14 protein-coding genes and 1 CRISPR repeat array are annotated in these 14,391 nt (G+C 34.3%); of the genes, 11 read left to right on the top strand and 3 right to left on the bottom strand.

Annotation, left to right across the window (positions count from 1 at the left end; translation table 11 throughout):
- Positions 1-3: 3 nt before the first annotated feature.
- From HMPREF1864_RS07615 to HMPREF1864_RS07605, 3 genes are all read left to right on the top strand, one after another.
- A complete protein-coding gene (locus tag HMPREF1864_RS07615; RefSeq protein ID WP_062572191.1) occupies positions 4-804 on the top strand; it encodes an ATP-binding cassette domain-containing protein in 801 nt (266 codons plus the stop codon).
- Positions 805-896: 92 nt separating this feature from the next.
- Positions 897-1,451 carry a metallopeptidase family protein gene (locus HMPREF1864_RS07610; RefSeq protein WP_082718932.1) on the top strand — a complete coding sequence of 185 codons (555 nt, stop codon included), beginning with the start codon at positions 897-899 and terminating at the stop codon, positions 1,449-1,451.
- Entirely contained in the window at positions 1,444-2,295 is an 852-nt protein-coding gene (locus HMPREF1864_RS07605) for a DnaJ domain-containing protein (RefSeq protein ID WP_062572190.1), read from the top strand. The genes HMPREF1864_RS07610 and HMPREF1864_RS07605 overlap by 8 nt, the downstream gene beginning before the upstream one ends.
- Positions 2,296-2,400: 105 nt before the next feature.
- On the opposite strand, the gene HMPREF1864_RS07600 is transcribed toward HMPREF1864_RS07605, so the two are convergent.
- The 3 genes from HMPREF1864_RS07600 to HMPREF1864_RS07590 form a co-directional block, all read right to left on the bottom strand.
- Positions 2,401-3,162, bottom strand: coding sequence for a hypothetical protein (locus HMPREF1864_RS07600; protein WP_062572189.1), 762 nt, complete (start codon positions 3,160-3,162; stop codon positions 2,401-2,403).
- Positions 3,159-3,725, bottom strand: a complete 567-nt coding sequence (locus HMPREF1864_RS07595; RefSeq protein WP_062572188.1) for an RNA polymerase sigma factor — start codon at positions 3,723-3,725, stop codon at positions 3,159-3,161. The genes HMPREF1864_RS07600 and HMPREF1864_RS07595 overlap by 4 nt, the downstream gene beginning before the upstream one ends.
- A 108-nt stretch (positions 3,726-3,833) precedes the next feature.
- Complete coding sequence (locus HMPREF1864_RS07590) at positions 3,834-5,390, bottom strand: SH3 domain-containing protein (RefSeq protein ID WP_062572187.1); 1,557 nt, start codon at positions 5,388-5,390, stop codon at positions 3,834-3,836.
- Between the two features lie 149 nt (positions 5,391-5,539).
- Here HMPREF1864_RS07590 and HMPREF1864_RS08770 point away from each other — a divergent pair, with 149 nt between their 5' ends.
- From HMPREF1864_RS08770 to cas2, 8 genes are all read left to right on the top strand, one after another.
- A complete protein-coding gene (locus tag HMPREF1864_RS08770; protein ID WP_255353776.1) occupies positions 5,540-5,674 on the top strand; it encodes a hypothetical protein in 135 nt (44 codons plus the stop codon).
- A 44-nt stretch (positions 5,675-5,718) separates the two neighbouring features.
- The gene (locus tag HMPREF1864_RS07585) at positions 5,719-8,298 is read left to right on the top strand and encodes a CRISPR-associated helicase/endonuclease Cas3 (RefSeq protein ID WP_062572186.1); all 2,580 of its coding nucleotides are present in this window, start codon (positions 5,719-5,721) and stop codon (positions 8,296-8,298) included.
- A gap of 230 nt (positions 8,299-8,528) precedes the next feature.
- Positions 8,529-9,233: a type I-C CRISPR-associated protein Cas5c gene (gene cas5c / locus HMPREF1864_RS07580; RefSeq protein ID WP_062572185.1), complete on the top strand. Its 705-nt coding sequence runs from the start codon at positions 8,529-8,531 to the stop codon at positions 9,231-9,233.
- A 14-nt stretch (positions 9,234-9,247) separates the two neighbouring features.
- Positions 9,248-11,209, top strand: coding sequence for a type I-C CRISPR-associated protein Cas8c/Csd1 (cas8c, locus tag HMPREF1864_RS07575; protein WP_062572184.1), 1,962 nt, complete (start codon positions 9,248-9,250; stop codon positions 11,207-11,209).
- A complete protein-coding gene (cas7c, locus tag HMPREF1864_RS07570; RefSeq protein WP_062572183.1) occupies positions 11,202-12,053 on the top strand; it encodes a type I-C CRISPR-associated protein Cas7/Csd2 in 852 nt (283 codons plus the stop codon). Before cas8c ends, cas7c begins: the two co-directional genes overlap by 8 nt.
- 1 nt (position 12,054) lies before the next feature.
- Positions 12,055-12,708: a CRISPR-associated protein Cas4 gene (gene cas4, locus HMPREF1864_RS07565; protein ID WP_062572182.1), complete on the top strand. Its 654-nt coding sequence runs from the start codon at positions 12,055-12,057 to the stop codon at positions 12,706-12,708.
- Positions 12,705-13,736, top strand: a complete 1,032-nt coding sequence (gene cas1c, locus HMPREF1864_RS07560) for a type I-C CRISPR-associated endonuclease Cas1c (protein WP_062572181.1) — start codon at positions 12,705-12,707, stop codon at positions 13,734-13,736. Before cas4 ends, cas1c begins: the two co-directional genes overlap by 4 nt.
- 1 nt (position 13,737) lies before the next feature.
- Positions 13,738-14,031 (top strand): CRISPR-associated endonuclease Cas2, encoded by a 294-nt coding sequence (gene cas2, locus HMPREF1864_RS07555; protein WP_062572180.1) that lies wholly within the window; start codon positions 13,738-13,740, stop codon positions 14,029-14,031.
- A 131-nt stretch (positions 14,032-14,162) separates the two neighbouring features.
- Positions 14,163-14,391: a CRISPR direct-repeat array (repeat unit 31 nt; unit sequence GTCGCACCCCTCGCGGGTGCGTGGATTGAAA).

The following is a 14,391-nucleotide window of genomic DNA, read 5'->3' as shown; positions in this document are numbered from 1 at the left end:
GCTATGGAAGATAAAATAATTTTACAAGTTAAGAACTTAAACAAGGAATTCAATCTTGGCAAAAAAAATACTTTAAAGGCAGTTAAGGATATTTCCTTTAACCTTAGGACTTCACACACCCTTGGTGTAGTTGGAGAAAGTGGGTCTGGCAAGTCAACTCTTGCTAGGTGCATTATGGGACTCTATCCAGATGCCACAGGTCAGATAATTTACAAGGGAAAAAATATTTTGGAAGAGAACCAAAGGGAGCTAAAAGAATATAGGAAAGACGTCCAAATGATTTTTCAAGATCCCTACTCATCACTTAACCCTAGAAAAAAATGTAAGGACATAATTGCATCGGGCATAAAAAATCTTTTGGGAGAGAGGGACAAGGACAAGATCCACAAAAAGGTTTTAGAGACTATGGAGATATGTGGTCTTTCAGAATACCACATGGAGAGGTACCCTCACGAGTTCTCAGGAGGACAAAGGCAGAGAATTTCTATTGCGAGAGCCCTTGCTGTTGATCCAAAAATAATTATTGCCGACGAACCAACTTCAGCCCTTGACGTTTCCATTCAAGCACAAATAATTAATTTGCTAGAGGACCTTCAAAGAGACCTAGGACTAAGTATGATTTTCATCTCTCACGACCTCTCAGTTGTTAGACACGTGGCAGAAGAAGTCCTCGTAATGTATCATGGCGACTGCGTGGAATACGACGAGTCAGAAGAAATTTTTGAAAACCCAAAGATGGACTACACAAAAAAACTTTTGTCATCAGTGCCAGGCAAAAAACTTGTCGCCCTTGATGAGATATAAGATGTGTGGAAAATTTTATGCTGGGGTATTATAATTAAATAAATTAGATAAAACTGTAGAATTCTACAGTTTTTTATTTTATAGGTGAAAAGATGCAGGACTTTGATGAGAAAAAAACTTTTTATAGTGATGAAGATAACAATTTTGATCTTCCTCTTGATTTAATACAAGATACTTATGATAAAAGAGAAGATGAAGATAAAGATGAAGACCAAGATGATCAAAGAGAAGAAATAGATTTAGAAAATGAAGATGATGAGGACTCCTACTACCTTGAGAGGATTGATGAGGTCCAAGAAATCTTAGAAGAAATTTGCGAGTCCATACCAGCCTATGCCTTTGACCATTTAAATGGTGGCATAATCCTATCAGAGGATAAGAAGTACCACGCTGAGTCCCGTGACGATGACTTAATAATAATGGGAGAGTATCAAAGGTCAATCCTTGGCAATATGATAACAATTTACTACGGGTCCTTTATGGATATGTACAGATTTTCATCGAGAGATAGGCTTAAGGAAAAGCTTGAAGAAGTTCTCCTTCACGAGTTCACCCATCACTTAGAATTTTTGGCAAATGAGTGGGGACTTGTTATTGAAGACGAAAAGTTTTTAGAAGAATATAGAAAAGAGAAAGATAATGAATAAAATTTTAGGATATTTTTATAAGGGCTTGGGGAAATTTTTAGACCTCCTCTTGACCTTCTTAATTGTAATAGTAAATATTGCTGTTGATCTCTTCTCGGCAGTGAGAAGATTTTTCTTGTACATAATTTCTATGGGAGGCTGCTTAATAATATTTTTGCTTTTAAATCCCCTTGCTTGGAGGGGCTTGGCGAGAAATGAGTGGCTCTCAACCCTAATAGTCTTGGCAATATTTGTGCCAATACTAGGGAACGTCTCAGAATCCTTCTTGAAGTACGCCCACTACGTTGTGACAGAATTTTTCTACGACAGGGCAGACCACTATCTCCTTGGCAAGGAAAATGAATTTGAAAATATTTCTGGCTACGGAAGAGCCTACTGGGAAAAGAAGGAAAGAGAGAGAATTAAAGAGGAAGAAGAGAGGAGAAGACAGAGAGAAGAAGAGTACCGACAAAGCTTTAAGGACTTCGGTGGCTTCACTTGGACAACTTTTGATGACTTCTCACAATTTGAAGAATTCTTTAGACAAGCAGGCTATGGTGGCTTCTATGAAAATCAAGGTGGGTCCTATGGCAACAATTACGGAGGCTCCTATGGTGGCTCTTCATCATCTGGAGGCTATGGCTTCAAGGACCAATACGAATCTGCCTGTGACACTCTTGGTGTAAACTACACAGCAGACAAGTATGAAATCAAACTTGCCTACAGGAAGATGGCGAAAAAATATCACCCTGACCTAAATAAGGAAGAGGGAGCGAAAGAAAAATTCCAAAAAATAAATGCAGCCTACGAATTTTTAAACGACACAAATGTGGAAATGTATAAGAAGATGACAGGGGCAAATTAAATTTATAAAAAGAAAGGACCGCGAGGGTCCTTTTTTGGTGCTTAGATTTTTAAAATTTACAACTATTTAAAATATAAGAAAAATGTTTTAACTAACTTCGAGAAATTATTTTATAATTTCTTCTGCCATCTTATAAAATTCATTTACGTCCATATCATCTCCAGCAATTAAGGAATATTGAATTCCCTTGTAGTCAAAGATTAGGTGCTTAGAAACTTCTTCTTCTCTTTTAGCTGAGCCAATAGCTAGGTTAAAGAAAGGATCCTTCTTGGATCTTTCAAGTTCTTCTTTTGTCGCATCTTTTTCATCTGGTAAAAAGACATTTTCAATTCTTGAGTAATAAACAGCTACACCATTTACATCTCTCATTTCATGATAAGCTTGTTCGTCTATAGCTTTTGAACTCTCTGGATTCTTGTCAATTGAAAGTAGTACTCTGTCTCCCTTATCGGTTTTGTAGTCAACATCAATTGCCTTTCTCTTATTTAATTTTGCTCCAGTGTCGTCCATGTCTGCCATGTCAACCATTCTAATTCCATCAAACTTATAATCTCCTAAACTTTCTGGAGCATAGGCATCAAAGCCAGCCTTCTTTTCTGCCTTAGCCATGTCAGTATATTTTGTGTAGTTATAAAATGATGTTGAAGATGCTAATGTTCCTGTAATTTTTCCTGCAGCGAAAACTCCCACTGAAAGTACAAGGGCAGCAGCTGCTACTAATACAAATCTTTTTTTCATTTTAAATTCTCCTTTTTCTCCTTGTGAATTGATCTCTAAATCAATTTTATTTTTAAGATAATCAGAAGGAGAAGAATCTTCAACAGACTTATTGAGTTCATTTTTTATATACTTATCAAAATCTTTCATAATAACTCTCCTTCATATTCTTCTTGTGTTTTTAAAAGTTCTTTCTTCAAATTTTTGCGAGCCCTATGGAGTCTTGACTTCACTGTACCCTGGAAGGTCTTGCAGATGCTGGCGATTTCTTCTATGGAAAAGTCGTTGTAGTAATAGAGGACCAGGACTTCTCTTTCCTTTTCTTTTAAGTTCATGAGGGCATCTTGAATTTCTGATTTTTCTGCAAAGTCATCTTCTCCAAGATCGGTGGGACTTTCTTCAGCCTTATCAAGGATAAACTCATCTGGGAACTCTCTCTTCCTCTTCTTGTATCTTGTGTAGGAAGTGTTCTTTAAGATTGAGAAGATCCAAGATTTTAATTTATCAAAATCAGAAAGAGATTTTACATTCTTGTAAATGGAAACGAAAGTGTCTTGGAGGACATCTTCTGCATCTTCCTTATTGCCCAAGATCAAGAGGGCAGTCCTAAATAAGACTAAGTAGTATTCCTGGTAAAGAAGGTTAAAGGAATCTCTGTCGCCAGCTTTTAATTTGTCAAAATCTTCTTCAGTAAATTTTCTTTCACGATTCATTTTATCCTCCTCTCTTAGATGCATCTACTTATAAGACTATTTAAGACATAAAAAGGTTCATTTATTTTAAAAGATTATAAAAAAATCTCCACGCCTAGGTGGAGATTATTAGTTTAAGGTTTTGTTTGAGACCCAACCCTTAATTGTGTCTTGTGAAATTGCATTTTTAACTTCAACATGGCACCAAATTCTTTGCCCTTGTTCGATTTTTGTCTCAAGGATGTAGAGTTCGGTTCCCTTTTCGAGGATCCTCACAATGGATGAGTCGACGCTTGGTTCGGCTCGCAGGTTGGCCTTTTCTGTTACAACGGTCTTGTAAGTGTGAAGGAGGTCAGAAGCTTTTTTAGCAGTTTCTGCTGCATCCTTATCGCTTTCTTCCTTTTCAAAGTTTTCTTTTTGGTTTCCGTCTTCTTGCAAGCAGTTTGCACTTTCAATTTCCTTTTTTAACTTCGCTGCCTTGGCTGATTCAGGCACCACATTCAAGTAGGAATTCAAAATTTGAAGTGCATCAGCCCTATTAGTTTTATAGGATGATTTAACTTCATTTAAGACTGTATCTTCTATGGATGTAAGCTTGTCTTGTGCAGACTTATAATTTTTCTCGTCCTCTTGGATTACTTTTTTATAATTGTAGGCAGCGTCGATGTAGTCGCCATCTTCTAAGTGGCTAGAAGCTCTTTGGAAAGATTCGTCTGATGCCACAAGCTTTTTAAGTTTTTCCATTTCGTTTAAGATTTCTGGGCTAGTCTTGTCCTTTGTAGCAGAATTATACATTTCAAGAGCCTGGTGGTAGTTGCCACTTAGGGCAAGACTCCTTGCATCTTCAATCTTACTCTCATTTCTAAATCTTTTAACTATGTTCAATGTAAAGATTGAAAGAATTGACAAGATGATGATGAAGATAAGGGTAAAAAATATTTTCTTCCAAGGTATTGACCTTGGTTTTTTTGGAGCCTCTTCATTGGTCCTGTCGACTTTTAAACTTTCTGTTGAGGGAGCAATCTTGGAAAGATTTGTTTGAGTCAAGTGGGTTTCAAGAGTTTTTAAATTTATCCCATCAGTGGACCTGGTGTTTTCTATAACGTTTAAAATTTTAGAATTTATCAAGGCCTCTGTGAGGTTGTTTAAGACGAAGCTCTTGTTTCTACCACAAAACTCACACTCGCTAGTCTCGTTTTCATTGATAAAGCCGCAGGCACATCGCCAAAAATCCATTTGGTTTTCCCCGTAGGTCTTTATGCCATCACCAAGAGTCTCCTTTATTTGAGCCCTCTTCCTTTCAGGAATAACTGGGAGATTAATTTCAAATTCTTTGTCCCCACAAGTAATATTTTTTCCGTTAGTTGTGTATTTTGAAATGTAAATGTCAATGGCTCTTGCCTCGTGGAATCTCTCGTCCAAGATAAAGGGATCTAAGAAGTAACGAGTGAAGGGTGCAATATTAACAGCTTGTTGAAAATAAAATTCACGACCATTAAAGAGGTAGGATCTTTCAATGGACTTGAACTTAACAGCAAATTCAATATTAGTGATAAAAGAGTCTTGGGCATTTAACACGTCAATTGCTAGGGCAAAGTCACCAGAAGTGAGCTCTGCATTTGCTATTTGAATTTTTTCACTTGTATTAAAGCTAAGCTTTGTGGGTAGGGTTCTAAAAAAACTCATAAAGACTCCTTTCAATTTTTCAAATAAATTATATTATATTTAAAAAACTTTTACAATAAGCCGGCTATTTACTAAAATTCTAGCTTGCCCTATAATTTATTTAGAATACGAATTAGCACAATAAAGAATTTTTATAAATGGAGGTAAAAATGAAAGTTTTAATGGGTAATGGCTTGGCTAGAAAATATGGAGATAGAATAGAAAAACTAGGCTACCAAGTCCTAAAAACCTTGAAGAACGACGGCGACTTCAAAAACATAGTGGACTTCGACAAGGGTTATTAAAATTTAATTCATAATAAAGTTATAAAAATTTTTGAGGTGGTTTTATGTTAGATAAATTGTACGCACACATTGATAGGGACAAGAGAGAAAAGAAGCAAACTCTTTACACTCATCTTTTAAAAACTGGACTTGAAGCAAAGAAAATTGGCGAAAAAGTTGATGTTGGAAACATTAGCTTCTTAACAGGACTTCTCCACGACATAGGCAAGGCTAGCCTTGACTTCCAAGATAAAATCATAAAAAATTCAAACAAAAAAGTAGACCACTCAAGTCTTGGTGGTCTATTTGTCGTGAAAATTTACAAGTCAGTTTTTGATGAAATTTTCGATAGTAAAGACCAATCTATCTTAGACTTGAAAAGTGTTTTGGGAAAAGATAGATTGACAATCTTAGACTTAAGCGACTATATAAACATTTTGATTTACACAATTATGTCCCATCACGGTCAATACGATATGGTGAGGAAGAATGAAGAAATGACCTATGTTTTGACAAGCCTTGATAGACTTAAAAAAATTGATAAGTCATCTTATAGGTTTGGCGAAACTTCAAAAGAAAGTCTTGATGTTGATGAATTTTTTGAAGAAGTAGATAAGTTTTTTAAATCAAAAGAAATTTATATAAAAGATTTATTTTGTCAGGGATTTTTAGAATATATAGAAATTTTAAAGAAATTAAAAAAATCTTCTAGAGAATACTCAGAGAATAAAGAGTATGAAGCTCTGTGCTTTTACAAGTCTATGTTTATTAGGCTCTTGGTTTCTATTTTAAAATCTGCAGACATTAAGGACACAATAAATGCTTATGAGGATATAATTGTTGACGAGAATCTAGAAAAATTAAGGCAAGTAGAAAAAAGATTTGAAGAAAACATTAATAAGAAGTACGAATCTTTTGGAAAACCTGAAGGAAAGTTAAATGTTTTGAGGAATGAAATTTCGGAAGACATTCTCAAGAGATCTAAGGAAGATGGGCTTGGAATTTATAAACTAGATCTACCAACAGGTGCAGGCAAGACTCTTTTGTCCCTTCGCTATGGAATAAATCAAATGAACTATCAAGGCAAGGATAGGTTCTTTTACGTTACATCTTTTCTTTCAGTTCTTGAACAAAACGCATCTGAGATGAGGGGAATTTTAAATAATGATGACTTTGTCTTGGAACACCATTCCAACGTTGTTGACGATGAAGATGAAATTGAAAATGATGATAGGGACGATGAATTAGATGTTGTAAATAAAAAATTTCTTCTTGATGATTGGACTTCGCCAGTAGTTTTGACAACTATGGTCCAATTTTACAATTCTTTATTCAAGGGGAAGTCAGCAAATCTGACAAGGTTTAAGTCTCTTATCAATTCTGTAATTATTTTGGATGAGTGGCAGTCAATACCAACAGAATTTTTATATATGACTAATCTTGCCCTTAACTTTATGAAAATAGTAATGAAGACGAACATCCTTTTATCAACGGCAACTCAACCTACAAACGCATCTCTAGCTCTTGACCATAAACTATTTTATGGAGATTTAGATGGAGAAAATGAAGACATTATAGATAATAAAAATTATGACTTCTCAGCCTTTGAGAGGGTCAAGTTAAAAGTTTATGGTGACATAAATAAGATGTATGGGCTTGAAGACATAAGGGACCTAGTCTTGGAAAATTTGGATAAGTCTAATTTAATTATTTTAAACACAAAGAAAACTGTAAGAAAGTTATTTGACTTGCTTCAAAGTGATTATGAAGATAGAGATTTGTATTATCTAACAACTAATTTGACAGCTAGCCATAGGTTAAAGAAGATTGGGGAAGTAAAAAAGAGGTTACTAAAGGGAGATAAAATTTGTGTAGTCTCAACTCAACTTATTGAAGCAGGAGTGGATGTGGACTTTGATCTTGTCATAAGGTCCCTCTCTGGTATGGACTCAGTAGTCCAAGCCATGGGTAGGTGCAATAGAGAAGGCCACCGCAAGTCTGCCTTCACTTACCTAATAAATTTAGACAAAAATGAAGAAAAAACTTCTATGTTAAAGGGAGTTGATGAGAGAAAGGTTGCCTGCAAGGCTGCTCTCAACACATCAAGAGGAGACTTAGATATAAAGGAGTTGACTGAAGAATATTTTGAAAAGCTATATGCCAACTTAAAGGGAGACCAATACTCAGATGTATTAAAATTATTGGCTGAGAATAAAGAAGTTGCTGGTGATTTTCAAAAATTAAACAAGGTAAAGAAAGAACTAAAAGAAGTCGCAGGATATTTATATGATGAAAAGAGAAAAATCTACTTTGATTTATTCCAATCTTTTAAGGAAGCCTACAAAGAATTTGAATTGATTGAAGATAATAAGGGCACTGCCATTGTCGATTATGAAGAAACTAAAGAGGATTTGAATAAGTTGATGGACCTAGCAAAGGAATTAAATGGACCAGATTATCTAAATAATTTGAGAGAGTTAAAGAAAATAGTAAAGAAACTTTCAAGGCACACTGTAGCTATTAGTAAAAAAGATTTGAGTTCTTGCGACAATGTTCTAGATGGAAAAATTTATATCCTTCCAAATTCTTATTACAATGAAAAATTTGGTGTTAACTTTGAAGAACCGGATAGCTTTATATTATAAAAGAAAAAAGACCCTTAATAATAATAATAATAATAATAATAATAATAGGGTCTATCTTCCATATAAATATCTTTCAATCCACAGCTTTCGCTGATGAAACAATTATATCAAAAAATTATAAAAAATAAAATCGAATAGATGCTTGACAAAGAGACTATATTCATATTAATATAAAGGTAACGAAGATGATATCGTTTTCGCGAAATTAAAAACTAAAGGAGGTGTTATTAATGAATAAGTCAAAATACTTTTTCGCAAAAGTATATGGTGATAGGGCATTGTTCACTTCGCCAGAAAGTAAGTCAGGGGGAGAAAAGATCTCTTATAACGTCCCTACTAGAGAAAATTTGAAGGGAATAATCGACGCAAATTATTTTAAACCCACAATTACAAATGTGATTGATGAAGTTAGGATAATGAATAAAATCGAGTCCTACACCCAAGGCATGAGACTTCTCTTAAGAGACTATAGCGCTGATTTATCAGCATATACCTATTTAAGTGATCCTTGCTATTATGTAAAATTTCACTTTGAGTGGAATGAAGACAGAGAGGATTTAAAGAATGACAGAAACTTTTTAAAGCACGAAGCCATAATAGAAAGATCTCTTAAAAGAGGAGGAAGAAGACCAATCTTCTTAGGAGTTTCTGAGTGCCAAGGCTTCATCGAATACTTGACAGAAGAAGAGTATGAAAATGACAAGGGATATTACGATGATACTAATTTAGGCTTTGGACTTATGTTAGTTGGACTAATTTATCCAAAGAAGTCTGGCGAGATGTTAAGGTCAGCCTATGGGCCAATAAATATGAAAAATGGAAGAATTATTTTTCCAAGGCCTGAAGACTGTCCAATAATAAATGAAGTTTCAAATTATTCATTTAAAGAACCTGGACTCACAAGGACAGTAGACCAAGAATTAGAAGACTATTAATTGGAGGTGATACATTGAGTTTTTTAACTGCCTTATACAATTCATATAACTTTGGACTTGAAAATAATTTAATTGGAGATCTAAATGATAAGTCTAATTTAATATTACCAATTTATCACAACTCCATGAAGTCCAATGGTAAGAATATTGTAGAAATTTTAATAAACAAGAGAAGTGAATTAGTTGATGCAAATTTTTTAGATGACGGCGACATTGTAATTTTTCCAGTAACAGAAGATTCTGTTGCAAGGTCTAGTGGCATTGCACCTCATCCCCTCTTCGACAACTTTGATTATGTAATCCAAGACGATACAAAGAAGTCTCTCGCCTATATTAATCAACAGGAATCCTGGATTAATTCCGATAAAGATGACTTTGTAGAGATTGTTCATGACTATATAACAAAAGCAAAAGTTTTCGAAGATATACTTTCAAAACTTTATAAAGATTATAAGATTACAAAAGATAAAGTTGTTGAATATGTAGATAATTCAGAAAAAAAACCAAAGACTGTGACTGTAGATTTTTCAAAGGTATTTTTAACTTTTGCAGTAGAAAATTATGATGGCAAGAAAAACCTAAGTCTATCAGAAAATAAAAACTTGCAAGAAAAATTTATGAGATACACAGAAGAAAGTTTTGCAAGAGACAAGGACTCTGAAAAGATAATTTGTAACATATCAGGAAAAGAAGACTTCTTGTGTCTAAAGCACAAACCTCTCATCGGTTCAGCAAGACTCATATCTCAAATAACTGCTAACAGTGAAAACTTTCTCGGCAGATTTGATAAGCCTGACGAAACTATAAAAATAGGAAAGGACTCAAGCCAAAAAATTATACAAATGGCTAAGGCCCTCTTAAGTGGTGAAAATACTTCCAGGTGGCTTGGAGAATTTACTTATGTTTTGAGCTGGTTCTCTGATGATATTCAAAATAAGACGGAGATGGATGTAACCAAGAAGCTAGAAAAAAGTATTGAAGAGCCAGATAAAGAAAGTTCCCAAAATCTTCAATTATTTATGCTGTCAGAAGATGATTTAAAAGGAATAAGTAAAGAAACTTCTATGGCTATAGCAGATAAAACATCTGAAGATATTGTTAGATCCTTTACCAGTGGAAGGATAAGATTTAGCGAAGACTCTAAGTACTACATTGCAATAATTGATAAAGTTAGCAATGGAAGGGTAGCCCTTAAATACTTTAAGGAAATGGATTCTTCAATACTAAAAGAGAACTTGGTTAAGTGGCAAGGTAAATACAATTGGCCTAGATATACTAAAGAAATAGGAAGACACTTATACACTCCAAGTCCCTTTGCTCTAATTCAAACAGCTTATGGAGTTGAAAGAGAAAAAGGCTTAGAGGTATCAAAGAAGAGCTTCTCCACTGATCAATATAAGAACATCCTAATGGCAATAGTTGAAGGTAGAGATATGCCTCAAAATATTATTAGAGCCTTGGAACTAAATATAAGAAATAGATTAAGTTACGATAAATCTTGGCAACAAGTTAAGTTGTGTGCCTTGGCAGTCTTAAAAGATAAGGAGGGAATTAAGAGCAATATGTTGGATAGAAAAGAAACAGATAGGTCTTACTTATTTGGTAGACTTCTAGCTATATACGAAAAAACTGAAGCTTTTACTTACAATAAGGACGACGAAAGAATAACAAATGCTGAAAAACTTTGGTCAAGTTATTTAAATAAACCTGCGACAATGAGCATGAGACTTAGCGATTTAATCAAGCCTTATGATTTTAAGTTGCATGCAAATGAAAAAACTAGAGAAATAAGAAATATTTTAAAAAGAGAAGCTGGAGATGTAATTGACCTTATAGGGGAAAATTACAAATTTAATGGGGTAGAAACAAATAAACCTTTAAACTCAGGATTTTTATTTGGATATCAAGCGCAAATTAAAGAATTAGATTACTTATATAGAAGAACTACAAAAGAAAGTGAGGAAGAAAATGATTAACAATAAAGTAGATTTTATTTTTACAATTGAAGTTTCTGGAGCCAACCCAAACGGAGATCCTCTAACAGGTAATATGCCAAGAATTGACAATAGAGGATTTGGAGAAATCTCTGATGTTTGCTTAAAGCGAAAAATAAGAAATAGGATGCAAGACATGGGTCATGACGTCTTTGTAAAATCACTTGATAGGAGTGATGATGGTTTTAGGTCTCTTCAAAAGAGATTTGAAGATGTATTTAACAAAGAATCTGACGAAGAAGTTGAAAAAATAGCTAACGAAAAATGGATTGACATTAGATCCTTTGGTCAAGTATTCACTTACCAAAAAAGATCCTTAGGTATAAGAGGACCAGTTTCTATATCTATTGCAAAATCTATTGAGCCAATAGAAATAACAACAATGCAAATAACAAAATCTATAAGCGGTATGGAACCGGCAGCAGGAAAAACTAGATCTGCAGATACAATGGGTACAAAACACTTTGTTGACCACGGTGTTTATGTAGTTAATGGAAGTATAAATTCATACTTTGCAGAAAAAACTGGATTTGACCAAGAAGATGTTGAGATAGTAAAGGAATGTATAAAAACTTTATTCTTAAACGATGTATCATCAGCAAGACCAGACGGATCCATGGAAGTTAAAGACATCTTTTGGTTTAACCACTCATCAAAGGTTGGAGATGTGTCAAGTGGAAAGATCAAAGACCTATTAAAATACGACTTACCTAATGCAGAGGATTTAAGAGTAAGGTATGAAGACTACAATATTAGATTAGATCAAGAAAAATTAAAAGAATATGAAGAAAAAGGTTTGAGAGTAGAGCACATTCAAGGAATTTAAAATGTATGCAGAAGATGACTATTTAATGTTAAATGGAATACAACATTTTTTATTTTGCAAGAGGCAGTGGGCACTTATCCATGTTGAAAATATTTGGACGGAAAACTCCTTTACAGCAGAAGGTCAAGTCATCCATACAAAAGTAGATCAACCTTTCATAAAAGAAAAGAGAAAAGACCTAATAATATCAAGAGCTATGTCAGTGAGTTCCAAATCTTTGGGACTCTCTGGCAGGCTAGATGTAATTGAATTTTACAAATCAGATGAAGGAGTAGAATTAAAAAACAGGAAGGGAAAGTGGCTACCAGTAATCGTAGAATATAAACGAGGTAAGAAGAAAAAATACAACTACGACAATGCTCAACTTATGGCACAGGGAATTTGTATAGAAGAAAACTTAGGCATCAAATTAGACTACGGTTATCTTTATTACAATGAAACGGACACAAGAGATAAAGTTGAGTTTACAGATGAGCTTAGAGATTTAACTATAAAAGCAGCCCAAGAAATGCACTATTATTACAAGAATAAAATTATTCCTAAGGCGGAAAATTATAAAAATTGCAGGATGTGTTCCTTGTATGATGAGTGCAATCCAAGGTTAACAAAAAAGATAAAAAATGTTGCTAACTATATCTATGGGGCAGAATTATGAAAAAATTACTGAACACCTTATATGTAACAAATCCTGACTATTATCTGAGAAAAGAAGGAAGAAATATTTCCATAACAGAGGATTCAAATAGAATCGCAAGATATCCTATCCACATATTAAAGCAAATAGTTTGCTTCAACTATATGGGTGTCAGCCCAGACCTTATGAAAATGTGCATGGAGGAAAATGTAGCGATAACGTTCTTCACACCCTACGGAAAGTATTGTGGAAGAGTTATAGGAGCATCTTATGGAAATATTTATACGAGAAAGAAACAATACAAAATGCAAGAATCAGAGGAGTCATTAGATTTTGTAAAAAATATAATCTATGCTAAGGCCTACAACTCTAGGAAGGTTTTAATAAGAGGAAAATTAGATAATAAGGACAAGGTAGATGTTAAAAGGTTAGAAGAAGTAATAGAAGCAATAAAGCTACTTATGCTAGAAATAAAAAATTGTAAAAACAAAGATAGTGTTAGAGGCATTGAGGGAATAATTGCAAGAGGCTACTTCTCTGTCCTAGATGAATTAATAATCAAGCAAAGAGAAGACTTTTTCTTTATTGATAGAAGCAAGAGACCACCAATGGACAGGTTTAATGCCTTAATATCTTTTCTCTACTCCCTACTCACCAATAACATTGCCGCAGCTCTTGAAGGAGTGGGAATAGATTCTTATGCAGGATTCTTTCACACAGACAGACCAGGTAGAGTTAGTATGGCTCTAGACATAATTGAGGAGATGCGAGCCTTTCTAGTTGATAAGTTTACACTATCAATGATAAACTTAAATAGAATAAACAAGAACCATTTTGAAGTTAAAGAAAATGGAGCCACACTCCTAAACGAAAAGGGAAGGCAGGTAGTTTTAGAAAATTGGAATAAAAGAGAACAAGAAGAAATCTACCATCCATTTTTTGAAGAGAATATTAAAATTGGACTGCTCCCTCACGTACAAGCCCTCTTATTAAATTCTTATCTTAGAGGAGACATAGAGGCCTATCCACCCTTTATGATAGGAGGCTAAAATGCAAGTGTTAATTACTTACGATGTAGAAACAGTAACGCCAGCTGGCAAAAAAAGATTAAGACAGGTAGCAAAAGTCTGTCTTGATTATGGACAAAGAGTACAGAACTCAGTCTTTGAACTAAATATTTATCCAGCCGACTTGGTAGAAATAAAAAACAAATTAGAAAAAATAATTGATTCCAAAAAAGATTCTATAAGAATTTATAATTTAGGGAAAAATTGGGAGAGAAGAGTTGAAAGTCTGGGAAGAGACGATACTTATAACCCAGAAAAAGATCTATTGATCTTGTAGGACTCGTGAGATTTGGACCTGGACATAAAAAGCCTAGACCTAACTCATAAAAAACAAGGAAAAAAGAGACAAAACTCTTAAAAAAATGATTAGCTGTATTTTTTAGTAGGAGATAATGGCTAAAAAATACAGTCGCACCCCTCGCGGGTGCGTGGATTGAAATACAAGAGATTAATTGACTATTACACATTTAACAGGTCGCACCCCTCGCGGGTGCGTGGATTGAAATAGGATAAAACCATAAGCAGAATTATTTGTAACTCGTCGCACCCCTCGCGGGTGCGTGGATTGAAATAGATTTAGAAGAAGTAACTCCAGATGCAAGAGATGTCGCACCCCTCGCGGGTGCGTGGATTGAAA

The sequence above is a fragment of the Peptoniphilus sp. DNF00840 genome (genome assembly GCF_001553125.1).
GTDB lineage: Bacteria > Bacillota > Clostridia > Tissierellales > Peptoniphilaceae > Peptoniphilus_A > Peptoniphilus_A vaginalis.
The sequence above is the reverse complement of the archived record's forward strand: the minus strand, read 5'-3'. Positions and strand labels throughout refer to the sequence as shown.